At 68.5% G+C, this 25,140-nt stretch carries 29 protein-coding genes; 24 read left to right on the forward strand and 5 right to left on the reverse strand.

What is annotated here, in order from left to right; translation table 11 throughout:
* The first annotated feature begins 74 nt into the window (after positions 1 to 74).
* The gene (locus tag A5624_RS18980; RefSeq protein ID WP_066869322.1) at positions 75 to 902 is read left to right on the forward strand and encodes a mycofactocin-coupled SDR family oxidoreductase; all 828 of its coding nucleotides are present in this window, start codon (positions 75 to 77) and stop codon (positions 900 to 902) included.
* A gap of 25 nt (positions 903 to 927) precedes the next feature.
* On the forward strand, positions 928 to 2,115 hold the full coding sequence (locus A5624_RS18985) for an NAD(P)/FAD-dependent oxidoreductase (protein ID WP_066869325.1): 1,188 nt from the start codon (positions 928 to 930) through the stop codon (positions 2,113 to 2,115).
* 48 nt (positions 2,116 to 2,163) lie between these two features.
* On the opposite strand, the gene A5624_RS18990 is transcribed toward A5624_RS18985, so the two are convergent.
* Both A5624_RS18990 and mftR read right to left on the reverse strand, forming a co-directional pair.
* Positions 2,164 to 3,216, reverse strand: coding sequence for a DUF2332 domain-containing protein (locus A5624_RS18990; RefSeq protein ID WP_066869328.1), 1,053 nt, complete (start codon positions 3,214 to 3,216; stop codon positions 2,164 to 2,166).
* Positions 3,213 to 3,809, reverse strand: coding sequence for a mycofactocin system transcriptional regulator (mftR, locus tag A5624_RS18995; RefSeq protein WP_197497977.1), 597 nt, complete (start codon positions 3,807 to 3,809; stop codon positions 3,213 to 3,215). Before mftR ends, A5624_RS18990 begins: the two co-directional genes overlap by 4 nt.
* Positions 3,810 to 3,908: 99 nt before the next feature.
* Here mftR and mftA point away from each other — a divergent pair, with 99 nt between their 5' ends.
* The 7 genes from mftA to mftG all read left to right on the forward strand — a co-directional run bounded on the left by mftA (position 3,909) and on the right by mftG (position 10,467).
* Positions 3,909 to 3,998, forward strand: a complete 90-nt coding sequence (mftA, locus tag A5624_RS19000; RefSeq protein WP_007773607.1) for a mycofactocin precursor MftA — start codon at positions 3,909 to 3,911, stop codon at positions 3,996 to 3,998.
* Positions 3,983 to 4,309, forward strand: coding sequence for a mycofactocin biosynthesis chaperone MftB (mftB, locus tag A5624_RS19005; protein ID WP_197497976.1), 327 nt, complete (start codon positions 3,983 to 3,985; stop codon positions 4,307 to 4,309). The genes mftA and mftB overlap by 16 nt, the downstream gene beginning before the upstream one ends.
* Entirely contained in the window at positions 4,306 to 5,511 is a 1,206-nt protein-coding gene (gene mftC / locus A5624_RS19010; RefSeq protein ID WP_066869334.1) for a mycofactocin radical SAM maturase, read from the forward strand. The genes mftB and mftC overlap by 4 nt, the downstream gene beginning before the upstream one ends.
* A 2-nt stretch (positions 5,512 to 5,513) precedes the next feature.
* Entirely contained in the window at positions 5,514 to 6,704 is a 1,191-nt protein-coding gene (gene mftD, locus A5624_RS19015) for a pre-mycofactocin synthase MftD (protein WP_066869337.1), read from the forward strand.
* A 164-nt stretch (positions 6,705 to 6,868) separates the two neighbouring features.
* Positions 6,869 to 7,600, forward strand: coding sequence for a mycofactocin biosynthesis peptidyl-dipeptidase MftE (mftE, locus tag A5624_RS19020; RefSeq protein WP_066869340.1), 732 nt, complete (start codon positions 6,869 to 6,871; stop codon positions 7,598 to 7,600).
* Positions 7,597 to 9,009 (forward strand): mycofactocin biosynthesis glycosyltransferase MftF, encoded by a 1,413-nt coding sequence (gene mftF / locus A5624_RS19025; protein ID WP_156749090.1) that lies wholly within the window; start codon positions 7,597 to 7,599, stop codon positions 9,007 to 9,009. Before mftE ends, mftF begins: the two co-directional genes overlap by 4 nt.
* Before the next feature lie 18 nt (positions 9,010 to 9,027).
* Positions 9,028 to 10,467, forward strand: a complete 1,440-nt coding sequence (gene mftG / locus A5624_RS19030) for a mycofactocin system GMC family oxidoreductase MftG (protein WP_066869346.1) — start codon at positions 9,028 to 9,030, stop codon at positions 10,465 to 10,467.
* A 257-nt stretch (positions 10,468 to 10,724) separates the two neighbouring features.
* On the opposite strand, the gene A5624_RS19035 is transcribed toward mftG, so the two are convergent.
* Together A5624_RS19035 and A5624_RS19040 are read right to left on the reverse strand one after the other, a co-directional pair.
* Positions 10,725 to 10,994, reverse strand: a complete 270-nt coding sequence (locus A5624_RS19035; RefSeq protein ID WP_156749091.1) for a hypothetical protein — start codon at positions 10,992 to 10,994, stop codon at positions 10,725 to 10,727.
* Between the two features lie 158 nt (positions 10,995 to 11,152).
* Positions 11,153 to 12,742 (reverse strand): MFS transporter, encoded by a 1,590-nt coding sequence (locus tag A5624_RS19040; protein WP_066869352.1) that lies wholly within the window; start codon positions 12,740 to 12,742, stop codon positions 11,153 to 11,155.
* A 143-nt stretch (positions 12,743 to 12,885) separates the two neighbouring features.
* On the opposite strand from A5624_RS19040, the gene A5624_RS19045 reads away from it, so the two are divergent.
* The 14 genes from A5624_RS19045 (at position 12,886) to A5624_RS19110 (ending at position 22,797) form a co-directional block, all read left to right on the forward strand.
* Positions 12,886 to 13,485, forward strand: coding sequence for a TetR/AcrR family transcriptional regulator (locus A5624_RS19045; protein WP_197497926.1), 600 nt, complete (start codon positions 12,886 to 12,888; stop codon positions 13,483 to 13,485).
* A 438-nt stretch (positions 13,486 to 13,923) separates the two neighbouring features.
* On the forward strand, positions 13,924 to 14,229 hold the full coding sequence (rpsJ, locus tag A5624_RS19050; RefSeq protein WP_003873519.1) for a 30S ribosomal protein S10: 306 nt from the start codon (positions 13,924 to 13,926) through the stop codon (positions 14,227 to 14,229).
* A gap of 14 nt (positions 14,230 to 14,243) precedes the next feature.
* Positions 14,244 to 14,897: a 50S ribosomal protein L3 gene (rplC, locus tag A5624_RS19055; RefSeq protein WP_066869357.1), complete on the forward strand. Its 654-nt coding sequence runs from the start codon at positions 14,244 to 14,246 to the stop codon at positions 14,895 to 14,897.
* On the forward strand, positions 14,897 to 15,565 hold the full coding sequence (rplD, locus tag A5624_RS19060; RefSeq protein ID WP_066869360.1) for a 50S ribosomal protein L4: 669 nt from the start codon (positions 14,897 to 14,899) through the stop codon (positions 15,563 to 15,565). Before rplC ends, rplD begins: the two co-directional genes overlap by 1 nt.
* Positions 15,566 to 15,868 (forward strand): 50S ribosomal protein L23, encoded by a 303-nt coding sequence (gene rplW / locus A5624_RS19065; RefSeq protein WP_007773589.1) that lies wholly within the window; start codon positions 15,566 to 15,568, stop codon positions 15,866 to 15,868.
* A gap of 28 nt (positions 15,869 to 15,896) precedes the next feature.
* Entirely contained in the window at positions 15,897 to 16,739 is an 843-nt protein-coding gene (gene rplB / locus A5624_RS19070; protein ID WP_007773586.1) for a 50S ribosomal protein L2, read from the forward strand.
* Positions 16,740 to 16,768: 29 nt separating this feature from the next.
* Positions 16,769 to 17,050: a 30S ribosomal protein S19 gene (gene rpsS, locus A5624_RS19075; protein WP_007773585.1), complete on the forward strand. Its 282-nt coding sequence runs from the start codon at positions 16,769 to 16,771 to the stop codon at positions 17,048 to 17,050.
* Entirely contained in the window at positions 17,047 to 17,598 is a 552-nt protein-coding gene (gene rplV / locus A5624_RS19080) for a 50S ribosomal protein L22 (protein ID WP_066869364.1), read from the forward strand. The genes rpsS and rplV overlap by 4 nt, the downstream gene beginning before the upstream one ends.
* Positions 17,598 to 18,437 (forward strand): 30S ribosomal protein S3, encoded by an 840-nt coding sequence (rpsC, locus tag A5624_RS19085; RefSeq protein ID WP_066869367.1) that lies wholly within the window; start codon positions 17,598 to 17,600, stop codon positions 18,435 to 18,437. Before rplV ends, rpsC begins: the two co-directional genes overlap by 1 nt.
* 3 nt (positions 18,438 to 18,440) lie before the next feature.
* Positions 18,441 to 18,857 carry a 50S ribosomal protein L16 gene (rplP, locus tag A5624_RS19090; RefSeq protein ID WP_007773582.1) on the forward strand — a complete coding sequence of 139 codons (417 nt, stop codon included), beginning with the start codon at positions 18,441 to 18,443 and terminating at the stop codon, positions 18,855 to 18,857.
* Complete coding sequence (gene rpmC / locus A5624_RS19095; protein ID WP_055401869.1) at positions 18,857 to 19,090, forward strand: 50S ribosomal protein L29; 234 nt, start codon at positions 18,857 to 18,859, stop codon at positions 19,088 to 19,090. Before rplP ends, rpmC begins: the two co-directional genes overlap by 1 nt.
* On the forward strand, positions 19,090 to 19,446 hold the full coding sequence (gene rpsQ, locus A5624_RS19100) for a 30S ribosomal protein S17 (RefSeq protein WP_066869370.1): 357 nt from the start codon (positions 19,090 to 19,092) through the stop codon (positions 19,444 to 19,446). The genes rpmC and rpsQ overlap by 1 nt, the downstream gene beginning before the upstream one ends.
* A 52-nt stretch (positions 19,447 to 19,498) precedes the next feature.
* Complete coding sequence (locus A5624_RS19105) at positions 19,499 to 21,859, forward strand: arylsulfatase (RefSeq protein ID WP_066869373.1); 2,361 nt, start codon at positions 19,499 to 19,501, stop codon at positions 21,857 to 21,859.
* Between the two features lie 11 nt (positions 21,860 to 21,870).
* Positions 21,871 to 22,797, forward strand: a complete 927-nt coding sequence (locus A5624_RS19110) for a DUF4436 domain-containing protein (RefSeq protein ID WP_066869376.1) — start codon at positions 21,871 to 21,873, stop codon at positions 22,795 to 22,797.
* 6 nt (positions 22,798 to 22,803) lie between these two features.
* Here the strand turns inward: A5624_RS19110 and pstS are convergent, their stop codons facing one another.
* Positions 22,804 to 23,937, reverse strand: a complete 1,134-nt coding sequence (gene pstS, locus A5624_RS19115) for a phosphate ABC transporter substrate-binding protein PstS (protein ID WP_369827496.1) — start codon at positions 23,935 to 23,937, stop codon at positions 22,804 to 22,806.
* Positions 23,938 to 24,190: 253 nt separating this feature from the next.
* Between pstS and A5624_RS19120 the strand changes: the two genes are divergently transcribed.
* The gene (locus A5624_RS19120) at positions 24,191 to 25,135 is read left to right on the forward strand and encodes a DUF4436 domain-containing protein (protein WP_066869382.1); all 945 of its coding nucleotides are present in this window, start codon (positions 24,191 to 24,193) and stop codon (positions 25,133 to 25,135) included.
* Positions 25,136 to 25,140 lie beyond the last annotated feature (5 nt).

Genomic DNA, 25,140 nt, shown 5'->3' on the forward strand with positions numbered 1-25,140 from the left:
GCCGGGTGAATTAGAACACGTTTCAGTTGCGCTGCTAGCCTGGCTTGGTCTATCGGCGGTCGAAGGGATTACGCGTGGCTGGACAGGGCGGATCACTGCAGGGGCGGGTCGCATTCATCACCGGGGCCGCCCGCGGGCAGGGGCGCTCGCACGCGGTGCGGCTGGCCCGCGAGGGCGCCGACATCATCGCGCTGGACATCTGCGCTCCGGCGTCGGCCAGCGTGACGTACACCCCGGCCACCCGCGAGGACCTCGACGAGACGGCCCGCCTGGTGGAGAACGAGGGACGCAAGATCCTCACCCGCGAGGTCGACGTCCGCGACGACGCCGCGCTGCGGGACCTGGTGGCCGACGGCATCGAGCAGTTCGGCCGGCTCGACATCGTGGTGGCCAACGCCGGGGTGCTGAGCTGGGGCCGCGTGTGGGAGCTCACCGACGAGCAGTGGGACACGGTCATCGGCGTCAACCTGACCGGCACCTGGCGCACGCTGCGCGCCACCGTTCCCGCCATGATCGAGGCGGGCAACGGCGGCTCCATCGTGGTGGTCAGCTCGTCGGCGGGAATCAAGGCCACCCCGGGCAACGGCCACTATTCGGCCAGCAAACACGGGCTCACCGCGCTGACCAACACCCTGGCCATCGAGCTCGGTGAATTCGGCATCCGGGTCAACTCCATCCACCCGTACTCCGTGGACACCCCGATGATCGAACCCGAAGCGATGATGGAGATTTTCGCCAGGCATCCCAGCTTCGTGCACAGCTTCCCGCCAATGCCGGTGCAGCCCAACGGCTTCATGACGGCCGACGAAGTGGCCGACGTGGTGGCCTGGCTTGCCGGCGACGGCTCGGGCACCCTCACCGGCACCCAGATCCCGGTGGATAAGGGTGCCCTAAAGTACTGAGCGGCCAGCGTGCTAAGAACTCCACGTGAGTAGTGACGACAGCGCCACCAACGGAATCGTGATCGTCGGCGGTGGATTGGCCGCCGCCCGCACCGCCGAGCAGCTGCGGCGCTCGGAGTATTCCGGACCCATCACGATCGTCAGCGACGAGGTGCACCTGCCCTACGACCGCCCGCCGTTGTCCAAAGAGGTGCTGCGTAAAGAGGTCGACGCCACCGAGCTCAAGCCACGTGAGTGGTACGACGAGAACGACATCACCCTGCGACTGGGCTCGGCCGCGACGGGTCTGGACACCGCGGCGCAGACGGTGACTCTCGCCGACGGAACGTCGCTTCGCTACGACGAACTCGTCATCGCGACGGGCCTGGTGCCCCGGCGCATTCCGGCGATCCCGGATCTCGAGGGCATCCGCGTGCTGCGGTCCTTCGACGAAAGCCTGGCGCTGCGCGAGCACGCGTCGGCCGCGCAGCGCGCCGTCGTCATCGGCGCCGGCTTCATCGGCTGCGAGGTGGCGGCCAGCCTGCGCAGCCTGGGCGTGGACGTGGTGCTGGTGGAACCGCAGCCGACCCCGCTGGCCGCGGTCCTCGGCGAGCAGATCGGCGAGTTGGTGGCCCGGCTGCACCGCGCCGAAGGTGTCGACGTTCGCCTCGGCGTCGGGGTCGCCGAGGTGCGTGGTGACTCCCGCGTCGAGTCGGTGGTGCTCAGCGACGGCACCGAGTTGCCGGCCGACATCGTGGTGGTCGGCATCGGGTCACGCCCGGCGACCGATTGGCTCGAGGGCAGCGGAGTCGAAGTCGACAACGGCGTCGTCTGCGACGAGGCCGGACGCACCAGCGCACCGAATGTGTGGGCGCTCGGTGACGTTGCATCGTGGCGCGACGCGACGGGACACCAAGGGCGCGTTGAGCATTGGAGCAACGTCGCCGATCAGGCCCGGGCCGTCGTGCCCGCGATGCTGGGCCAGGATGTGCCGCCGGTGGTGGTCGTCCCCTACTTCTGGAGCGACCAGTACGACGTCAAGATCCAGTGCCTGGGCGAGCCGGAGGCCGGTGACATCGTCCACATCGTCGAGGACGACGGCCGCAAGTTCCTCGCCTACTACGAACGCGACGGGGCCCTGGTCGGGGTGGTCGGCGGCGGGATGCCCGGCAAGGTCATGAAGGTCCGCGCCAAGATCGCGGCGGCCGTGCCGATCGCCGAAATACTAGGCTGAGCCGCCGCTAGCACGACCGCGGCCGCGCGCTGCACGACCCGATGACGTTCATGGGGACCTGAGCCAGTCCACCGGCGGTCCGTGCGGATGGCATTCGCCCAGCAGCCGCGGATCGCCGCCGGGCCAGACGCGGGCGCGCACCACGAATTGGATCGGTGCGCCCGGGCCGGCGCGGGTGGGCTCCATCGTGAGGTGGGCGAACGGTGCGCGCGCGTCGGCCTGCGCGGCCAGCGCGTCGACGTGGGCGCGCACCGCTGTGCGTTCCTCGGCGGACAGGTATTGCCAGGTGATGGAATGCCACAAGACGGTCAGCGCGCCGTCGGCCGGCGTCAGGCCGGCGACGGCGTCGGCGGCCGTTCTTCGCTCGAGCGCCGCCGGGACCCGGCGGGCCACCTCGATGGCGCCGCGCAGCCGGGCCAGCCGGGCGTCCTGGTCGGGCCACACGTAGCTCAGCACCGTCATCTCCCCGTCGGTGGTCCCGACGTCGATGGGCGCGATGTCATACCCGTGGCGCGCCACGATCGAGAGGTCGCGGGGGGGCGGCAGCGCGCCGCGCCACGCATCGTCGATCGTCACCGGTGAGCCGGCCGGTCCCCACTGGCCACCGGCGAAGCGGTAGCGGTAGTGATCGGCACGCAGGTTCAGCCCCGCGCTCGACCCGATCTCGAAAAGCCTTATCGGTAAGCCGAATTCATTGATGCACAGCAGTCCGCCGATCAGTGCCGCGGATCTGCCCACCTCGTTGGTTTGCGGCGGCTGGCCCAGCGACGCGCGCAGCACCTCGACGTGGCCGGCCGCGGTATCCAGGATTTCCGGCCACGCGCGGCCGGCATCCCACCCGCCGCCGGTGCTGGGGTAGAAGCGGCGCAACCGCGCCGCCCGGCCGTCGAGCACCAGCCGGTGTAACCCGCCGAGCAACCGCAGCGGCACCGCGTCGCGCGACGGGGCATCCTCGCGCCCGGACAGGACGGTCGCGAACACGCCGCCGGCTTCCACGTCGCCGGCCACGAGTTCGAACAGATCGCCATACATCTTCGAGCCCGACGACGCGCAGAATTTGCCCTGTGCCCGCAAGGTGTGGATCAGGTGCTCGGCCGTCACCTGTCCAGCCCGTCCAGCCCGGTGCCGACGGCGTCGAAGGCGTTGCCGAGGGCAACCGGCAGCGGGACGGACTCATCGCTCAGCCAGTGTTCGTAGGCCGACAGTGCGACGCCGAGCATGGTCCAGGCGACGGTCTGGGGCAGCAGGTCGGTGGTCTTGCAGTCCAGGCGGCGGGCCACGAACCCCGCGATCACCTCGCGCCAGCCCGCGTACATCGTCATCGAATACGCTTGCAGCTCAGCGGTTTGCAGGATCACCCGCATGCGCTGGCGATGCCGGGCGGTCTCGGATTCGTCAAAGGTGTTGAATGCCAACAGGGCAGCGCGCAGCGCATCGCCCAGGCGCACGCCGGAATCGACGTTGTCGAGCAGATCACGCAGGTGGGCAAGGTGATTGTCGAAGTCTCCCCAGGGGATGGCGTTCTTGGACGCGTAGTAGCGAAACAGCGTCCGGCGCGAGATGCCGGCGGCCTGGGCCACGTCGTCGACGCTCACGTCGGCGAAGCCGCGCGCGCTGAACATGTCGATGGCGACGTCGGTGATGTGGTGCGGGGTGGTCGAGCGGCGCCTGCCCACCCGCTGCTGCGGCATCATCGGACCCCGCCCTTCCATTTCGGCACTCGATGCCATATTCTGACGGCGAGTGTGACTCAGATCCCATCGTTGTCAAGACCGCACGAAAGGCAAGGCCCCGTGGACCACGAGACCGAAACTGACACCCAGCTCGTCACCGAGACCCTGGTCGAAGAGGTATCGATCGACGGCATGTGCGGGGTCTACTGACCGTGCCCCTGCCCGCGCAGGCCCGGACGGCGACCTCGTTCGATCCTGATCGCGGCTGGCGACTGCACCCGCAGGTGGCGGTTCGACCGGAACCGTTCGGCGCGCTGCTCTACCACTTCGGTACCCGCAAGCTGTCGTTTCTGAAGAACCGCACCATCCTCACGGTGGTGCAGTCGCTGGCCGACCATCCCGACATCCGGTCCGCCTGCCGCGCGGCGGGCGTCCAGGACGCCGCGCAGGCGCCCTACCTGCATGCGCTCGGTGTGCTCGTCGATTCCAACATGCTGGTGCCCCTGGAGGACAACCAATGACAACAGCGGCCCCTGTGCCCCGCCTCATCGAGCAGTTCGAGCACGGGCTCGACGCACCCATCTGCCTCACCTGGGAGCTGACGTACGCCTGCAACCTGGCCTGCGTGCACTGCCTGTCCTCGTCGGGCAAGCGGGACCCGCGGGAGCTGTCCACCCGTCAGTGCATGGACATCATCGATGAGCTGGAACGCATGCAGGTGTTCTACGTCAACATCGGCGGCGGGGAACCGACTGTGCGCCCGGACTTTTGGGAGCTGGTCGACTATGCGACCGAGCACCACGTCGGGGTCAAGTTCTCCACCAACGGCGTGCGGATCACCCCCGAGGTCGCCGCGCGGCTGGCGGCCAGCGACTACGTCGACGTCCAGATCTCGCTGGACGGCGCCACCGCCGAGGTCAACGACGCCGTGCGGGGAGCCGGGTCGTTCGACATGGCGGTGCGGGCGCTGCAGAACCTTGCCGACGCCGGCTTCTCCGACGCCAAGATCTCCGTGGTCGTCACCCGGCACAACGTCGACCAGCTCGACGAATTCGCCGCGCTGGCAAGCCGTTACGGTGCCACACTGCGGATCACCCGGCTGCGCCCGTCCGGACGCGGCGCCGACGTCTGGGAAGAGCTGCACCCCACCGCCGACCAGCAGGTCCAGCTGTATGACTGGCTGGTCGCCAAGGGTGAGCGGGTGCTCACCGGCGACTCCTTCTTCCACCTGGCCCCACTCGGCCAATCCGGCGCCCTGGCCGGGCTGAACATGTGCGGGGCCGGCCGCGTCGTGTGCCTGATCGACCCGGTCGGCGATGTGTATGCCTGCCCGTTCGCCATCCACGACCGCTTCCTGGCCGGAAACGTGTTGTCCGATGGGGGTTTTGACAACGTCTGGAAGAGCGCCCCGCTGTTCCGCGAGCTGCGCGAGCCCCAGTCGGCCGGCGCCTGCGGCAGCTGCGGCCACTACGACAGCTGCCGGGGCGGATGCATGGCCGCCAAGTTCTTCACCGGGCTGCCGCTGGACGGCCCGGACCCCGAATGCGTCCAGGGGCACAGCGCGTCGGCGTTGGCGCACGAGCGTGAGACGCCGCGCCCCCGGGCCGATCACTCCCGCGGGAAGCGCATCCGCCAACCGGTGCCGCTGACCCTGTCGCTGCGGCCGCCGGCCATCACGCCGGTGGCGCCGCCCGCCCGCATGTGTAACGAAAGTCCGGTGTAACGATGCCCGACGCATGGTTCGAAACCGTCGCCATCGCGCAGCAGCGCGCCAAGCGCCGGTTGCCGAAATCGGCGTACTCGTCGCTGATTTCGGCCAGCGAAAAGGGAGTCACGGTCTCCGACAACGTGGCAGCCTTCAGCGAACTCGGATTCGCGCCGCACGTCATCGGCGCGCAGGAGAAGCGCGACCTGTCGACCAGCGTTATGGGGCAAGACATTTCGCTGCCGGTGCTGATCTCGCCGACCGGCGTGCAGGCGGTCCACCCCGACGGCGAGGTCGCCGTGGCGCGGGCCGCCGCCGCCCGCGGCACCGCCATGGGGCTGTCCTCGTTCGCCAGCAAGCCGATCGAAGAGGTCATCGCGGCGAACCCGAAGGTGTTCTTCCAGGTGTACTGGCTGGGTGATCGCGACGCGATCGCCGCTCGGGTTGAGCGCGCCCGGGCGGCCGGCGCCGTCGGCCTGATCGTCACGACCGACTGGAGCTTCTCGCACGGCCGGGACTGGGGCAGCCCGTCCATCCCGGAGAAGATGGACTTCAAGACCATCGTCAAGATGAGCCCGGAGGTCGTCACCAAGCCGCGGTGGTTGCTGCAGTGGGCGAAGACCATGCGGCCCCCGGAGCTGCGGGTGCCCAACCAGGGCCGCCGCGGCGAGCCCGGCCCCCCGTTCTTCCAGGCCTACGGGGAATGGATGGGTACGCCGCCGCCGACCTGGGAGGACATCGCCTGGCTCCGCGAGCTGTGGGGCGGGCCCTTCATGCTCAAGGGCGTGATGCGCGTCGACGACGCCAAAAGGGCCGTGGACGCGGGGGTTTCGGCCATTTCGGTGTCGAACCACGGCGGCAACAATCTGGACGGCACCCCGGCCTCGATTCGCGCCCTGCCCGCGGTGGCCGCGGCTGTCGGCGACCAGATCGAGGTGGTTCTCGACGGCGGCATCCGGCGCGGCAGCGACGTCGTCAAGGCGGTGGCGCTGGGGGCGCGCGCGGTGATGATCGGCCGGGCCTACCTGTGGGGGCTGGCCGCGGCCGGGCAACCGGGGGTGGAGAACGTGCTCGACATCCTGCGCGGTGGCATCGACTCGGCGCTGATGGGTCTGGGCCTGTCCTCGGTGCACGACCTCGGGCCGGACCACATCCTGGTCCCACCCGGGTTCACCCGGGCGCTGGGCGTGCCCTCGGGCGGCGGGGCTTAGCGGAAGCCCGGTTATCCAAGTCGGACATACCCGGATTAAGTGACGCTTGCGCAAATCGTGATACGGGCGGGGTAACCGTGACGGACGAGCCCACGATTCGAACGCCCGATGAACGACCGAAGAAAAAAAGTCATTTTGAGGCTTCAACAATCGGTGCACGCCAGGTGAATTCGTCCTACCATCACCGAGTGCCCGTACTCGGCGACTTGGGAACCGCGACGTCGAGCCAGCTATCAGACAAGGCGGCCTCGGTACTGGTTCCGCTGGGGTCGACCGAACAACACGGTCCCCACCTGCCGCTGGACACCGACACCCGGATCGCAACGGCGGTCGCCCGCGGCACTCGAGGCCGTCTCGGCCACGAGTGGCTGGTGGCGCCGGCCCTGGCCTACGGAGCCAGCGGCGAGCACCAGAGCTTCGCCGGAACGATCTCGCTGGGCACCGAGGCCTTGACCACCCTGCTGGTCGAGTACGGCAGGTCAGCGGCCGGATGGGCCCGGCGGATCGTGTTCGTCAACGGCCACGGCGGCAATGTCACCGCGCTGCGCAGCGCGGTGGCCCTGTTGCGCACCGAGGGCCGCGACGCCGGCTGGTGCCCCTGCCTGACCATCGGCGGCGACGCCCACGCCGGCCATACCGAAACATCGGTGCTGCTGCACATCTCGCCGGCCGATGTCCGGGCCGATCGGCGGGTGGCCGGCAACACCGCGCCCCTGCCCGAGTTGCTCGGGTCGATGCGCCGCGGGGGAGTGGCGGCGGTCAGCCCGGTCGGCGTGCTGGGCGACCCGACCACCGCCACCGCCGCCGAGGGTGAGCGGATCCTCGCCGAGATGGTCGACGGCTGTGTCCGCCGAGTCGCCCGATGGCGGCCGGGGCCCGACGGGATGCTCGGGTGACCGCCCCCCGACTGCCCAACGGGTTCGCCGTCCAGGTCGATCGCCGGGTGCGGGTGCTCGGCGACGGCTCGGCGCTGCTCGGCGGGTCGCCCACCCGCCTGCTCAAGCTCGCGCCCGCCGCCCAGGACATGCTCTCCGATGGCCGGCTGAAGGTGCGCGACGAGCTGTCCGCCCAGCTGGCCCGCACCCTGCTGGACGCGACGGTGGCGCATCCCCGCCCCGCGGGCGGCCCGTCGCACCATGACGTCACGGTGGTAATTCCGGTGCGCGACAACCTATCTGGGGTGCGGCGCCTGGTCAGTTCACTGCGCGGCCTGCGCGTCGTCGTGGTGGACGACGGCTCGTTTCCCCCGATCGTCCCGGACGACTTCGTCGGCGCGCACTGCGACATCGAGGTGTTGCGACACGACCGCAGCAAGGGTCCGGCGGCGGCCCGCAACACCGGCCTGCGGGCGTGCCGGACGGACTTCGTCGCCTTCTTGGACTCCGACGTCGCCCCCCGCCGGGGCTGGCTGGAGGCCCTGCTCGGTCACTTCTGCGATCCCACGGTCGGCCTGGTCGCGCCCCGCATCGTCGGCCTCTCGCACAGCGAGAACGTGGTGGCGCGCTACGAGGCGGTGCACTCGTCGCTCGACCTCGGTGAGCGCGAGGCGCCGGTGCTGCCGCACAGCACGGTGTCCTACGTGCCCAGCGCGGCGATCATCTGCCGGTGCTCGGCGATCCGGGAGGTCGGCGGGTTCGACGAGACCCTGCAGTCCGGTGAGGACGTCGATCTGTGCTGGCGGCTCATCGAGGCGGGCGCCCGGCTGCGCTACGAACCGATCGCCCTGGTCGCCCACGACCACCGCACCGAATTGCGGGATTGGCTGGCGCGCAAGGCCTTTTACGGCGGCTCGGCGGCCCCGTTGTCGGTCCGCCACCCGGACAAGACGGCGCCGGTGGTGATTTCCGGGTGGGCGCTGATGACGTGGATCCTGATGGCATTCGGGTCCACCCTGTCGCGGCTGGCGTCCCTCCTGCTCGCCGTCCTGACCGGTCGCCGGATCGCGCGCGCGATGCGCACCGCCGAGACGTCGATGACCGACGTCGCGATGATCGCGGGCCGCGGGCTGTGGTCGGCGGCGCTGCAGCTGGCGTCGGCGCTGTGCCGGCACTACTGGCCGCTGGCGTTGGTGGCCGCCACCATGTCGCGTCACTTCAGGCGGGTGGTGCTGGTCGCGGCGGTCATGGACGGGGTGGTCGACTGGCTTCGCCGCCGCGACGCCATCGGTGACGAGGTCGAACCGATCGGGCTGCCCACCTACCTGTTGCTCAAGCGCGTCGACGACCTGGCATACGGGCTCGGGTTGTGGTGGGGCGTGCTGCGGGAACGCAACGTGCGCGCCCTGAAGCCTCAGATCCGAAATTAATCACACCTTGACCCGCCCTTGAGTAAGGCTGCCTCGCACAGCGATGTGCTGATCGTCGGCGCCGGGAGCGCAGGATCGGTTGTTGCGGAACGCCTTTCCGCCGATCCGCAATGTTCGGTGCATGTCCTCGAGGCGGGCCCCGCGCTCGACGATCCGGGACTTCTCGCCCAGACCGCGAACGGGTTGCAGTTGCCGATAGGTGTCGGCAGCCCGCTGGTCCGGCGCTACCAGACCCGGCTCACCGACGAACCCGCCCGCCAGCATCCCATCGTGCGCGGTGCGACCGTGGGCGGATCGGGCGCGATCAACGGCGGCTACTTCTGCCGGGGGCTACCGCGCGACTTCGATCGCATGGCCATCCCGGGCTGGGGATGGCCCGACGTGCTGGACAGTTTCCGCGCCATCGAGACCGACCTGGACTTCGACGGACCCGCCCACGGGCGCAGCGGCCCGATCCGGGTGCGCCGCACCCACGACATGACCGGGACCACCGAGCGTTTCATCGGTGCCGCCCAGCGCGCCGGGTTCGGCTGGGTCGACGATCTCAATGACGCTGCAGCAGAACCGGTCTCGGGGATCGGCGCCGTGCCGCTCAACATCGTTGACGGCGTGCGGCGGGGGTCCGGCGCGGGATATCTGATCCCGGCGTTGCGCCGGCCGAACCTGACCGTGCAAGCGCAGACCCGGGCGGCCCGCCTGCGTTTTGCCGGCACCGCCGCGGTGGGCGTGGATGCGATCGGCCCGCAGGGACGGGTGACCTATACCGCCGACCGGGTGGTGTTGTGCGCCGGCGCGATCGAAACGGCCCACCTGCTGATGCTCTCGGGCATCGGCGACGAGGCCATGCTGACCGCCGCCGGGGTGCCGGTGCTGGCGCCGCTGCCGGTGGGGACGTCGTTCAGCGATCACGCCGAATGGGTGCTGCCCACGGATTGGACGGTGGCGCCCGGACGGCCGGTGCTCGAGGTGGTGCTGTGCACCGCCGACGATCTCGAGATCCGGCCGTACACGGGTGGATTCGTGGCGATGACCGGTGACGGCACCGCCGGGCACGCCGACTGGCCACACATCGGGGTGGCGCTGATGCAACCACGCGCGCGTGGGCGCATGACGCTGGTCTCGGCCGATCCGGATGTGTCGCCGCGAATCGAACACCGCTACGACAGTGAGCCCGACGACGTCGCGGCGCTGCGCCGGGGCAGCGAACTGGCCCGCGAATTGGCCGGTGGCACGGTCGACGCGGCGGCGGCCGTCTGGTCGACCTCGCAACATCTCTGCGGGACCGCGCCGATGGGTGCCGACGGCGACCCGCGCGCGGTCGTAGACCCGCGGTGCCGGGTCCTCGGCATCGACAACCTGTGGGTGATCGACGGCTCGGTCCTGCCGGCGATCACCAGCCGCGGGCCGCACGCCACGATCGTGATGATCGGGCACCGGGCCGCGCAGTTCGTACGGTGAACGCGGACAAATGGGCGGGCCGCGACGCGGTAGCCGAGATACTCGGCCGCCGCGGCGGCCCGCCCGACGAGGCGGCGAACATCATGCGGTCCACGTAGATGGCCACGACAAGTGGCTGTGCGCGCGCAGGTGTGCGTCGCGCGAACAATGCGTCGCAATATTCGTGGACGGCACGACCGCCATCTCATGCTTCGATAGCCCGTGCTTGATCTGTTGTCAGTCACCTCCTCTCGCCTCGACTGCGAAAGACGTTGGCACTACGGAGGAGAACGCTGCCGCGCCCACACCAGGGAGACGGGCCATCGGCCGTCGGTGGCACGCGGGCGCGTCGAGCGGATGACCCGCGTCGGCGCGAGGGAGACCAGGGTGGTCGCGCCGCGCCGGCCACGCCGCGCCGCGGGCAACTCGCAGTTGGGGTATCGAACCGGCACGCTCGGTCGCCGCAGGCGCATCCACTCGGCCTCCACGATCGCCGCCGCCTCACGGATCGCCGCGCATGCCGGCTCGACCACGCTCGTAACGCCCATCAACACCACATCCACCTCGGGAATACAGAGATGACTTGTAACTGTCGATATACATCTCTGATACCAGAAACGGCGGGCGCTTGCAAGCTTTCGCCACGGCGTCTTTGTGCATTGAATCGGCTGTCGGACAACGGCATTGACGGTGGCCGCCGGCGCGCTCAGTGACGCGACAGCAGCCGCCGCACCGGTCGCAGCTGGCGGCCGTGGCGGCCGGGAGCCCACACCCCGATCGCCACGGCGGCGAGGGCGACGATCGCGGCCATCGCGATGGTGGAGGCGTGCAGGGCCGCGAGGAACGCGGACTTGCTGATATCGGCCAGCTGGCGTCCCTGCGGTCCGAGCCGGGCGGCGATCTCGACCGCCTTGGCCAGCGAGTCGGTGGCCTGACCCCGCACCGGTGCGGGAAAGTCCGACAGCCTGGGCGCGAGCTCGTGCGAGTAGCGACCGGCCAGGATGGAACCGGCTACCGCGATGCCCAGCGCGCCGCCCATCTCGCGTGAGGTGTCGTTCACCGCGGAGGCGACGCCCTGCTTCTCGTCGGGAACCGCACCCATGATCGCCGACGTCGTCGGCGCCGTGCAGATTCCGATGCCGGTGGCGAGAATGAGTGTGGGCCAGGCGAACTCGAGGTAGGTGGAGTGCAGGTCCAGCCAGTACATGCACCCGAACCCCACCGCCATCAGCAGGGTGCCGGCGAACAACACCAGCCGCAGGCCCAGCTTGGGCACATACCAGAACGACAGGGCCGAGAAGATGCCCAGCGGCACCATGAACGGCCCGAAGGCCGCCGCGGTCGCCAACGCGGAGTAGCCCATGATCTGCTGCACGTATTGCATGCCGATATAGAAGAACCCGAAGGTGGCGCCGAACAGGATGACGATCGCGGTCACCCCGGTGGCGAAATTCGGGTCGGCGAACAACCGGACATCCAGCAGCGGTTGCCGGCCCCGCGCCGCCAGGCGCAACTCGAGCGCGCCGAACGCCGCGGCCATGACCGCGCCGACCGCCAGCCCGCCCCACACCAGTGGGTCGCTCCACCCGCGCCCCGGCGCTTCCAGGATGGCGGCCACGGCGACGGCGACCGCCGCGCCGATCAGGACCGCGCCCGGCGCATCGACCCGAGGAGCGCCCGCGTCGCGTGACGACGCCACGGTGCAGGCCAGCGCGAAAATCAGCAGGCCGGCGATGCCCAGCGACCAGAAGATGGCGTGCCAGTCCCAAAACCGAAGCAGCAGGCCGGAACCGAGCATGCCCAACACGCCGCCGGAACCGGCCGTCCCCGCCCAGATCCCAACGGCCTTGGTGCGCTCGTCTTTTGGATAGGCCACCGTCAGCAGCGACAGCGTCGCGGGCATGACGAACGCGGCACCGATCCCGGCCACCGCCCGCCCCGCGATGATCTGGGACGGGTTGTGCAGCAGCGCCGGCGCCACCGAGCCGATCGAGAACACCAGCAGTCCGGTCAGCAGCGCGCCGCGCCGTCCGTAGCGGTCACCGATCGCGCCGGCCGGCAGCAGCAGGCAGGCCAACGCCACGGTGTAGCCGTCGACGACCCAGTTCAACTGTGAGGCGGTGGCCGACGTGGCGACCGCCAGGTCGCCGAGCGCGGTGTTCAGGGCCGTCATCGACGCCACCACCAGGGCCACCCCCATGCAGGCGACGGCCAGCGTCCAGTTTCGGGCCCGGAAGCTATCGCCGATGCCGATCCCGTCAGTACGCTGGTCATTCCGGACGAGGGTTTCGACCATGCGGTGCGCCTCCTTGGGACCGTGTGACGTTTCGAGACCAATAGTCTTGTAGGTAGACCGATAGTCTTGTTTTCAAACGGGAGGTGGGCGCAATTACCACCGAGACGTCCGACCCGCGCCCGGCACGGTCGCGGGCCAGGCTGCTGGAAGCCGCCGTCACGCTGCTGCGCGCGGGGGGTCCCAGTGCGGTGACGGTCGACGCGGTCACCCGCACCGCCAACGTCGCCCGGGCAACCCTGTATCGCCACTTCCCGAGCGGAAACGACTTACTGGCAGCGGCTTTCAACAGCCTGATACCGGCGTCGCCCACCCCGCCGGCCGAGGGCTCGCTGCGCGACCGGCTGGTCGCGGTGGTGCTGGCCCAGGCCGAGGCCGTGGCCCTGGCCCCGACCGTGATGACCGCCATGTCCTGGCTGGCGCTGGGCCGCGACCTGGAAGGCATGCCCGAGCCGCGGCGCAGCCACAACGCCGACAGCGCGGCCATCACCACCCTGCGCGAGCGCATCGCCCAGCAGTACGCGGAGCCCTTCGACGCCATCTTCGACAGCCCGGAGGCCGCCGAGCTGGGGGAGGTGGACCGGTCGCGGGCGATCGCCCTGCTCATCGGGCCCCTTGTGCTGGGCAGGCTGTCCACCCTGCCCGATTTCGACTACCGGCAATGCGCGCTGGAGGCCGTCGACGGCTTCCTGCACGTCCAGTGCGCCAGGTCCGGCGCGGCGACTGTCGAATCGGCGGGTGCCTGAGGGCCGGCGCCCCGCCAGCTAGGCGCTTCTGACCAGCGCGGTTATCCTCCGGTGCTACCGTCCGCGAGGCGGGTGCGGCGGATTCGGACGCAGATCCGGGCCGAATTTTGATCGGCCACGATCTTCAGGCATACTGTTCAGGTTGCCTTGAGCCGGGTTTGCGCCTGGTCGGGCATACGACCAGCGTCCAAACGGGCGCGTCCGGTCCCATCCTTTGAGAGCGACGAATTTCGATCCTGAAATTGTCGTGCTGAGGCTGCGTGAGGGTGACACGCCCGACCGCGGGGGCCGGTGGACCACGACAGGTAAACAGCGGCGCAATATCCGGCGCAACGCTCGATCGGCCCAAGATTGGGCCGCCGACTGGCGCGCTGGGAGGCACTGAGGACTATGTGAGCCCGGATAGCGGGCCCCAACAGGAGTGAGGGTAGGAGAAGCGTGGCGGGACAGAAGATCCGCATCAGGCTTAAGGCCTACGACCATGAGGCTATTGACGCGTCGGCGCGCAAGATCGTCGAGACCGTCGTCCGCACGGGTGCCAGCGTTGTAGGTCCGGTGCCGCTGCCGACTGAGAAGAACGTGTATTGCGTCATCCGCTCACCGCACAAGTACAAGGACTCGCGGGAGCACTTCGAGATGCGCACGCACAAGCGGCTCATCGACATCCTCGACCCGACGCCGAAGACCGTCGACGCGCTGATGCGCATCGACCTTCCGGCCAGTGTCGACGTCAACATCCAGTAGGAGATCGGCGACTCATGGCAAGAAAAGGCATCCTGGGTACCAAGCTGGGCATGACGCAGGTGTTCGACGAGAACAATCGGGTCGTGCCGGTGACGGTCGTCAAGGCCGGCCCGAACGTGGTGACCCGGATCCGTACCCCCGAGCGCGACGGCTACAGCGCCGTGCAGCTGGCCTACGGCGAGATCAGTCCTCGCAAGGTCAACAAGCCGGTGACCGGTCAGTACGCCGCCGCGGGCGTCAACCCGCGCCGGTTTCTGGCCGAGTTGCGGCTGGAGAACCCCGAGGCGGCCGCCGAATACGAGGTCGGCCAGGAGCTGACGGCGGAGATCTTCGCCGACGGCGCCTACGTCGATGTCACGGGCACCTCCAAGGGCAAGGGCTTCGCCGGCACCATGAAGCGCCACGGCTTCCGTGGCCAGGGCGCCAGCCACGGTGCCCAGGCGGTGCACCGGCGGCCCGGTTCCATCGGCGGCTGCGCCACCCCCGCCCGGGTCTTCAAGGGCACCCGGATGGCGGGCCGGATGGGTAGCGACCGGGTGACCGTCCAGAACCTGTTGGTGCACAAGGTCGATACCGAGAACGGCGTGCTGCTGATCAAGGGCGCGGTCCCCGGCCGCACCGGTGGACTCGTCGTGGTCCGCAGCGCGGTCAAGCGAGGTGAGAAGTAATGGCAGCGGTGAAGATTGACGTCAAGACGCCGGGCGGCAAGGTCGAGGGCTCGATCGAGTTGCCGGCCGAGTTGTTCGATGCGCCGGCCAATATCGCGCTGATGCACCAGGTCGTCACCGCGCAGCGGGCGGCGGCGCGTCAGGGCACGCACTCGACCAAGACGCGCGGCGATGTCAGCGGCGGTGGCCGTAAGCCGTACCGGCAGAAGGGAACCGGCCGGGCCCGTCAGGGTTCGACCCGCGCCCCGCAGTTCACCGGTGGTGGCGTCGTGCACGGGCCCAAGCCCCGCGACTACAGCCAGCGCACGCCCAAGAAGATGATCGCCGCGGCGTTGCGCGGTGCCCTGTCCGACCGGGCTCGCAACGGCCGCATCCACGCGATCACCGAGCTGGTGTCGGGGCAGACGCCGTCGACCAAGAACGCCCGGGCGTTCCTGGGCACGCTGACCGACCGCAAGCAGGTGCTGGTCGTGATCGGGCGCAGCGACGAGACCGGCGCCAAGAGCGTGCGCAACCTGCCCGGTGTGCACCTGCTGACTCCCGACCAGCTCAACACCTACGACGTGCTGCGCTCCGACGACGTGGTGTTCAGCGTTGAGGCGCTGGGCGCCTACATCGCTGGGGCCACCGGCGGCGCCGCCGATAAAGATGTGGAGGTAACGGCGTAGATGGCGACCATCACTGACCCCCGCGACATCATTCTGGGCCCCGTCATCTCGGAGAAGTCCTACTCGTTGCTCGACGACAACGTGTACACGTTTGTGGTGCACCCCGATTCGAACAAGACGCAGATCAAGATCGCTATCGAGAAGATCTTCTCCGTCAAGGTCGCATCGGTGAACACCGCGAACCGGCAAGGTAAGCGCAAGCGCACCAGGACCGGATTCGGCAAGCGCAAGAGCACCAAGCGGGCCATCGTCACGCTGGCGCCGGGTAGCAAGCCGATCGATCTGTTCGGGGCACCGGCGTAGCCGCCGCGAGAGGAAGACCTGATTAGACATGGCAATTCGTAAGTACAAGCCGACGAGCCCGGGCCGCCGCGGCTCGAGCGTGTCCGATTTCTCCGAAGTCACCCGTTCCACCCCGGAGAAGTCGCTGGTGCGCCCGCTGCACGGCCACGGTGGCCGGAACGCGCACGGCCGCATCACCACCCGCCACAAGGGTGGCGGCCACAAGCGCGCCTACCGGGTGATCGACTTCCGCCGCAACGACAAGGACGGCGTGAACGCCAAGGTCGCGCACATCGAATACGACCCCAACCGCACGGCCAACATCGCGCTGCTGCACTTCCTGGACGGCGAGAAGCGCTACATCATTGCGCCGCAGGGACTTTCGCAGGGCGATGTGGTGGAGTGCGGCCCGAACGCCGACATCAAGCCAGGCAACAACCTGCCGCTGCGCAACATCCCGGCCGGTACCGTCATCCACGCCGTGGAGCTGCGGCCGGGCGGCGGCGCCAAGCTGGCGCGCTCGGCCGGGTCGAGCATCCAGTTGCTCGGTAAAGAGGGCACCTACGCGTCGCTGCGGATGCCCAGCGGTGAGATCCGCCGCGTCGACGTGCGCTGCCGCGCCACCGTCGGCGAGGTCGGCAACGCCGAACAGGCGAACATCAACTGGGGCAAGGCCGGCCGGATGCGGTGGAAGGGCAAGCGCCCCTCCGTCCGTGGTGTGGTGATGAACCCGGTGGACCACCCGCACGGTGGTGGTGAGGGCAAGACCTCCGGTGGTCGTCACCCGGTGAGCCCCTGGGGCAAGCCCGAGGGCCGCACCCGCCACCCGAACAAGGCCAGCAACAAGCTCATTGTCCGACGCCGGCGCACCGGCAAGAAGCACGGGCGCTGAGGAAGTCCCAGGACTAGGAGTATCAGCACATGCCACGCAGCCTGAAGAAGGGCCCGTTCGTCGACGGCCACCTGCTCAAGAAGGTGGACACGCAGAACGAGAAGAACACCAAACAGGTGATCAAGACATGGTCGCGACGTTCGACGATCATTCCTGACTTCATCGGCCACACCTTCGCCGTCCACGACGGACGCAAGCACGTCCCGGTGTTCGTCACCGAGGCGATGGTCGGCCACAAGCTCGGTGAATTCGCGCCCACCCGCACCTTCAAGGGACACATCAAGGACGACCGGAAGGCCAAACGGCGATGACCACAACGGAATTCCCATCGGCGGTGGCCAAAGCACGGTTCGTGCGGGTGTCGCCGAGAAAGGCGCGCCGGGTGATCGACCTGGTGCGCGGCCGCTCGGTGGCCGACGCGCTGGACATCCTGCGCTGGGCGCCGCAGGCCGCCAGCGAGCCGGTGGCCAAGGTGATCGCCAGTGCCGCGGCCAACGCGCAGAACAACAACGGGCTGGACCCGGCGACCCTGGTGGTCGCCACCGTCTACGCCGACGAGGGCCCCACCGCCAAGCGCATCCGTCCGCGCGCCCAGGGCCGCGCGTTCCGGATCCGCAAGCGCACCAGCCACATCACCGTCGTGGTGGAAAGCCGGCCGGGCAAGGACCAGGGATCGGCGAAGTCGTCCCGGGCCCGTCGCGCCGAGGCCAGCAAGGCCGCCGCGAAGGCCCCCGCCAAGAAAGCGCCGGCCAACAAGGCGCCCGCCAAGAAGGCCGCCACCAAAGCGCCCGCGAAGAAGGCGGCGAAGGCCGAAGCCAAGACGTCTGAGACCTCTGACGCGAAGGGAGGCTCAGACTAGTGGGCCAGAAGATCAATCCGCACGGTTTCCGGCTGGGCATCACCACCGACTGGAAGTCACGCTGGTACGCCGACAAGCAGTACGCGGACTACGTCAAGGAAGACGTCGCCATCCGGCGGCTGCTCTCGACCGGCCTGGAGCGGGCCGGGATCGCCGACGTGGAGATCGAGCGCACCCGTGACCGAGTCCGGGTGGACATCCACACCGCACGTCCCGGCATCGTGATCGGCCGCCGCGGCACCGAGGCCGACCGGATCCGTGCCGACCTGGAGAAGCTGACCGGCAAGCAGGTTCAGCTCAACATCCTCGAGGTCCGCAACCCGGAGTCGCAGGCGCAACTGGTGGCCCAGGGCGTCGCCGAGCAGCTGAGCAACCGCGTGGCGTTCCGCCGGGCGATGCGTAAGGCCATCCAGTCGGCGATGCGTCAGCCCAACGTCAAGGGCATTCGGGTGCAGTGCTCCGGCCGCCTCGGCGGCGCCGAGATGAGCCGCTCGGAGTTCTACCGCGAGGGCCGGGTGCCGCTGCACACGCTGCGCGCCGACATCGACTACGGCCTGTACGAAGCCAAGACCACCTTCGGCCGGATCGGCGTGAAGGTGTGGATCTACAAGGGCGACATCGTCGGCGGGAAGCGCGAATTGGCCGCCGCCGCTCCGGCCGGTGCCGAGCGTTCGCGCCGTGAGCGTCCGTCGGGCACCCGTCCGCGTCGCAGTGGCGCGTCGGGCACCACGGCCACCAGCACCGAGGCCGGCCGCGCGGCCGCAAGCGCCGAAGAGGGCGCTGGCGCCGCGCCGGCCCAGTCCGCACCCGCTGCAGAACCACAGAGCACGGAGAGCTGAATCATGTTGATTCCCCGCAGGGTTAAACACCGCAAGCAGCACCACCCCCGCCAGCGCGGCATCGCCAGTGGCGGTACGGCGGTGAACTTCGGTGACTACGGCATCCAGGCCTTGGAGCACGCCTACGTCACCAACCGCCAGATCGAGTCCGCTCGTATCGCCATCAACCGGCACATCAAGCGTGGCGGCAAGGTGTGGATCAACGTGTTCCCCGACCGGCCGCTGACCAAGAAGCCCGCCGAGACCCGCATGGGTTCGGGTAAGGGTTCGCCGGAGTGGTGGGTCGTCAACGTCAAGCCGGGCCGGGTGCTGTTCGAACTCAGCTACCCCAACGAGCAGACCGCCCGGGCGGCGCTGACCCGCGCGATCCACAAGTTGCCGATCAAGGCCCGCATCGTGACTCGAGAGGATCAGTTCTGATGGCAGTGGGAATTTCGCCTGGCGAACTGCGTGAGCTCACCGAAGAGGAGCTCACCGAGCGGTTGCGCGAATCCAAGGAAGAGCTGTTCAATCTGCGTTTCCAGATGGCGACCGGACAGCTCACCAACAACCGCCGGCTCCGCACGGTGCGTCAGGAGATCGCGCGCGTCTACACGGTGCTGCGCGAACGAGAACTGGGCCTGGCTTCCGGGCCGGATGGTAAGGAATCGTGATGGCAGAAGCCAAGAAGGCCGCGCCCAAGAAGGCCGCCGCAACCGAGGCCGCGTCGAAGGACGGTAATCCCAAAGGCCCCAAGCACACTCCGGCCAACCCGAAGGTGCGGGGACGGCGCAAGGTGCGCATCGGCTACGTGGTGAGTGACAAGATGCAGAAGACCATCGTGGTCGAGCTCGAGGACCGCGTGCGTCACCCGCTGTACGGCAAGATCATCCGGACCACCACGAAGGTCAAGGCGCACGACGAGAACAGCACGGCCGGAATCGGCGACCGCGTATCGCTGATGGAGACCCGCCCGACCTCGGCGACCAAGCGCTGGCGCCTCGTCGAAATTCTGGAAAAGGCTAAGTAAGCCCTTTTAGCTAGCGGCAGCGAACGCCCCGTCGCGGGTGTAGTCTGCGGCGATGGCGACTGGGTCGGGGCAGTTCAACGGGAAGATCGAGCTCGACATCCGGGACTCCGAACCGGACTGGGGACCCTACGCCGCGCCGACCGCGCCCCCCGACGCACCCAACGTCCTGTACCTGGTGTGGGACGACACGGGCATCGCCACCTGGGACTGCTTCGGCGGTCTGGTGGAGATGCCGGCCATGTCGCGCATCGCCGAACGTGGCGTCCGGCTCTCGCAATTCCATACCACCGCGCTGTGCTCGCCGACCCGGGCGTCGCTGCTCACCGGACGCAACGCCACGACGGTCGGCATGGCCACCATCGAGGAGTTCACCGAGGGCTTCCCCAATGCCAACGGCCGCATACCGTTTGACACCGGCCTGCTCTCCGAGGCGCTCGCCGAGCACGGCTACAACACCTACGCCGTGGGCAAGTGGCACCTGACCCCGCTCGAGGAATCGAATCTCGCGTCGACCAAGCGGCACTGGCCGACCTCGCGTGGCTTCGAACGGTTCTACGGATTCCTGGGCGGTGAAACCGACCAGTGGTATCCCGACCTGGTGTACGACAACCACCCGGTGAGCCCGCCGGGCACCCCGGAGGACGGCTACCACCTCTCCAAGGACCTGGCCGACAAGACCATCGAGTTCATCCGCGACGCCAAAGTTATTGCGCCCGAGAAGCCTTGGTTCTCCTACGTGTGCCCCGGCGCCGGGCACGCGCCGCATCACGTATTCAAAGAATGGGCCGACCGCTACGCCGGTCGCTTCGACATGGGCTACGAGCGCTACCGCGAGTTCGTGCTGGAGCGGCAGAAGGCGCTCGGAATCGTGCCGCCCGACACCGAGCTGTCACCGGTCAACCCGTACCTGGACGTGAAGGGACCGAGCGGTGAGCCGTGGCCGCTGCAGGACACCGTGCGACCCTGGGATTCACTCAACGACGAAGAGAAAAGGCTGTTCGCGCGGATGGCCGAGGTGTTCGCCGGGTTCTTGAGCTACACCGACGCCCAGATCGGCCGCATCCTGGACTATCTCGAGGAATCGGGCCAGCTGGACAACACCATCATCGTGGTCATCTCCGACAACGGCGCCAGCGGCGAGGGTGGCCCGAACGGCTCGGTCAACGAGGGCAAGTTCTTCAACGGCTACATCGACACCGTCGAAGAGAGCATGAAGTTATTCGACCACCTCGGCGGCCCCGAAACCTACAACCATTACCCGATCGGCTGGGCGATGGCCTTCAACACGCCCTACAAGCTCTACAAGCGGTACGCCTCCCATGAGGGTGGCATCGCGGATACGGCAATCATCTCGTGGCCCAACGGAATTGCCGCACACGGGCAGGTTCGCGACACCTACGTCAACGTCTGCGACATCACCCCGACCGTCTACGACCTGCTGGGCATGGCGCCACCGCAGACCCTCAAGGGCATCCCCCAGAAGCCCCTGGACGGCGTGAGTTTCAAGGCGGCCCTTGCCGATCCGGGCGCCGACACCGGCAAGAGCACCCAGTTCTACACCATGCTGGGCACCCGCGGGATCTGGCACCAGGGCTGGTTCGCCAACACCGTCCATGCGGCGACACCGGCCGGCTGGTCGCATTTCGACGCCGACCGCTGGGAACTGTTCCACATCGAGGCCGACCGCAGCCAGTGCCACGACCTGGCCGCCGAAAACCCGGACAAACTCGAAGAACTCAAGGCGCTGTGGTTCTCGGAGGCGGCCAAATACAACGGACTGCCGCTGTCGGACCTGAACATCCTCGAGACGCTGGGCCGGTCGCGGCCGTATCTGGTCAGCGACCGGAACACCTACATCTACTATCCGGACTGCGCCGACGTCAGCATCGGTGCCGCCGCCGAAATCCGCGGCCGGTCCTTCTCGGTGCTCGCCGAGGTGACCGTCGACACCACTGGCGCCGAGGGTGTGCTGTTCAAGCAGGGCGGCGCGCACGGCGGGCATGTGCTGTTCATCCAGGACGGCCGGTTGCACTACGTGTACAACTTCCTCGGCGAGCGCCAGCAGGAGGTGTCGTCGTCCGACGCCGTGCCGCTGGGCCGACATCTGTTCGGCGCCAGCTATTCACGCACCGGGACGGTCGAGAACAGTCACACGCCGCTCGGTGACGTCAGCTTGTTCATCGACGACAAGGTCGTCGGCATGCTGACCGGGGTGAGCACCCACCCCGGCACCTTCGGGCTGGCGGGCGCGGGCATCACGGTCGGGCGCAACGGCGGGTCGGGCGTCTCCAGTCGCTATAAGGCGCCGTTCACCTTCACCGGAGGCACCATCACCCAGGTGACCGTCGACCTGTCCGGCCGACCCTATGTGGACGTGGAAACCGAGATCGCGCTTGCCTTTTCGAAGGACTGATGAGTACCCCTATGCCCGCCGGACCACCCGCGCCGCCGGCACCGGCCGGCGCGCGAGGGCGGCAGATCGCCATCGCGTTCGGGATCGTCGCCTCCCTCGTCGTCATCTACGTGCTGTCGCTGATCGCCGTGCACCTGCTGGCCAAATCGGCGCCCCCGCTACCCGCGGTAGACCTGAGCAAGGTCGAGGCCGAGGACAGCGTCGTGCAGGTGCGGCTGGAGAAGCTGGATACCGTCGCGAACCGGCTGACGGTCAATGTGCTCGTCTACCCCAAAGACACGTTGTACGACAAGAACTTCGGGGTGCTCACGACCGATGCGGCGGTCCGGCTGTATCCCGACAACGACCTGGGTGATCTGCAGTACCCGGTCGGCAAGGCACCCGCACAGGTGACAACCACCATCGAGGCGCACGGCGATCCGGCGAACTGGCCGTTCGACTCGTACCGGACCGGCGTCATCTCGGCCGACGTGTTCACCGGGTCCGGCGCCGGCAAGGAGAAGACGGCCGCGCGCGTCGAGGCGACCGGGGGGCTGGACGGCTGGGATGCCACCGTCACCCGCGTCCACGACGCCGAAGACAACAACCCGGACCTTAAGGACGACGTGGTGATCACGCTGCACCGGGCCAAGGGGCAGCTGATCTTCGATGTCGGCATCTGCCTGGTCCTGATCTCGCTGCCCGTGCTGGCGCTATGGGTCGCCATTCCCGTGGCGCTGGGCCGCACGTCGTTCCTGCCGCCGCTCACCACGTGGTACGGCGCAATGCTTTTCGCGATCGTCCCGCTGCGCAACATCCTGCCGGGCAGCCCGCCGTACGGTTCGTGGGTGGATCAGGCCATCGTGCTGTGGGTGTTGATCGGGCTCGTCACCGCGCTGACGCTGTTCCTGATCGGCTGGTGGCGACAACGCGATCGAAAAGCGCCTACCCGGACCTAGTTTTGCTCATTCGGATTTTGGTGCGTCCACCGAACTGATCGCGTCGACCGCGGCCGACACCCGCGCCTGGAACTCGGGCGACAACGGGATGTAGCCGCTTTTGGCCAGTTCGATCTGGCCGGGGCCGATGGCCGCCTGTAGAAAAGCCTTGACCGCCTTGGCCACATCGAAGGTGGGGTACTTGGAGCAGACGATCTCGTAGGTCGCCAGCACGATCGGGTAGACGTCCGGCTGGGCGGGGTTGTAGAACGACGACAGGTCGAGCACCAGATCGTTGCCGGCGCCGGTGATCCTGGCGCCCCTGATGGTTTTGCCGACGGTGTCGGTGCCGATCCGGACGGGACGCAACGATCTGCGGCTGGCCGGCGTCTTGATCTCGGCCGCGAACAGTCCCTGCTGGAGCGCATACGACAGTTCGGTGTAGCCGATCGCACCCTCGGTGTTCTTCACGGCGGCCGCGATGCCGGTGTTGCCGACGGCGCCCGTGCCGACGCCGCCATTGAAGGCCTTGCCCGCGCCCTTGTTCCACGCCCCGCCGGACGCGGACTGCAGGTAGGCCTGAAAGTTGTCGGTGGTGCCCGAACCGTCGCTGCGGTAGATGACGTGAATGTCCTCGGCCGGCATGGAGGCGTTGAGCAACGTCAGGGCCGGGTCGTCCCAGCGGGTGATCGTGCCGTTGAAGATCTTGGCCAGCGTGGGCGCGTCGAGCACCAGCGAGTCGACGGCGGCGAGGTTGTAGGTGATGGCCAGCGGGCCGAACACCACCGGCAGGTTCCAGGCGTCGGCGCCGCCGCACCGCTGTCTGGCGGTGGCGTACTGCTCACCCGACAGCGGTGTGTCCGATCCGGCGAAATCCGTTCTGCCGGAAAGGAAGTCGGCGATCCCGTTGCCCGACCCGTTGGCGGTGTAGTTCAGGGTCTGCCCGGAGCAGGCCTGGCGATAGGCGTCGACGAACCGGGTCATCGCGTTGGCCTGCGCGGTCGAGCCGCTGGCCGCCAGGGTCTGCTTGCCGCCGCAGTCCACCTTGGCGCCGGCGGTATACGGCAGGCTCGCGGGGGAGTTGCTGCATGCCGAGACCACCAGGGCGGCCACCAGAACGCCGGTCACCGGTGCCCAACGCTTGCGCTGCACAGTCGACATCTACCGCCACCGGTTGAACAGGCAAACAAACTCCGGATGAACTGGTGCGCGCACCGGCTGCGATCGAAGGTTTGCGCGGCGCGGGGCGCGGTGGCCGCCGAGCCCACAAGTTCGTTTCGCTGGACCGGCGCGCGGTGCAGCGGACCCGGCGAAAATTGCCTAAACATGACGAATTTTTAAACTTCGCCCGCGCCGGTGGCGAGTTCGCTAGCATCCGTCCACGAGTGTTCGAGTTCCCACGGAGGTGTGACCGATGTCCCATCAAGCGCCACCCTCGCCGCCGCCTCCGGCGCCAGCGGAGCAACCACCCGCGGCACCCGCGTCACCGGCCGAGCCCGACCGGCGCAAGCGGCGCAGGGTCATCGCCGTGGCCGCCGTCGCGGGCTTCCTCGCCGTGTATGTCCTGTCGCTGTTCGGGGTGCACCTGCTCGCGAAATCGGGTGGCCCGCTCAAGCCGCCGGACCTCAACGCCACCAATGACACCGTCGTGCTGGTGCGCCTGGAGAAGCTGGACACCGCCGCGAACCGGTTGACAGTGAAGGTGCTGGTGATCCCCGAGGAGTCGATGTTCGACAAACGCCTGGAGGTGCTCAAGACGGACACCGCGGTGCGCATGGATCCCCCGAACGACCTCGGCGATCTGCAGTACCCGGCCGGCAAGTCGCCGGCGCAGGTCGCGACCACCATCGAGGCACACGGCGACCCGAACAATTGGCCGTTCGATTCCTACCGCACCGACGCCCTATCCGCCGATGTGCTTGTCGGCCAGGGTGATGCGCGCCGCTACATTCCCGCGCGGGTGGAGGTCACCGGAGGCCTGGACGGCTGGGACGTCAGCGTTCAGCGCGTCGGCGAGGCCAGCCAGGACTCGGATCGCGCCGACAACGTCGTCATCACCCTGCACCGGGCCAAGGGCCCGCTGATCTTCGACCTCGGGATCTGCCTGGTTCTCTTCGCGCTGCCCGCGTTGGCCTTCGCCGTGGTCATCCAAATCGCCTTGGGCAGAAGGAAATTCGTGCCGCCGTTCGTCACGTGGTTCGCCGCCATGTTGTTCGCCGTCATCCCCATCCGCAACTTTTTACCGGGGGCGCCCCCGCCGGGCGCGTGGATCGACCAAGCCCTGGTGATCTGGGTGTTGATCGCACTGGTCGCGGCGATGGCGCTGTACATGCTCACCTGGTATCGGCAATCCGACTGAGGCGC

This window comes from Mycobacterium sp. 1482292.6 (genome assembly GCF_001672995.1).
Classification (GTDB): Bacteria; Actinomycetota; Actinomycetes; order Mycobacteriales; family Mycobacteriaceae; genus Mycobacterium; species Mycobacterium europaeum_A.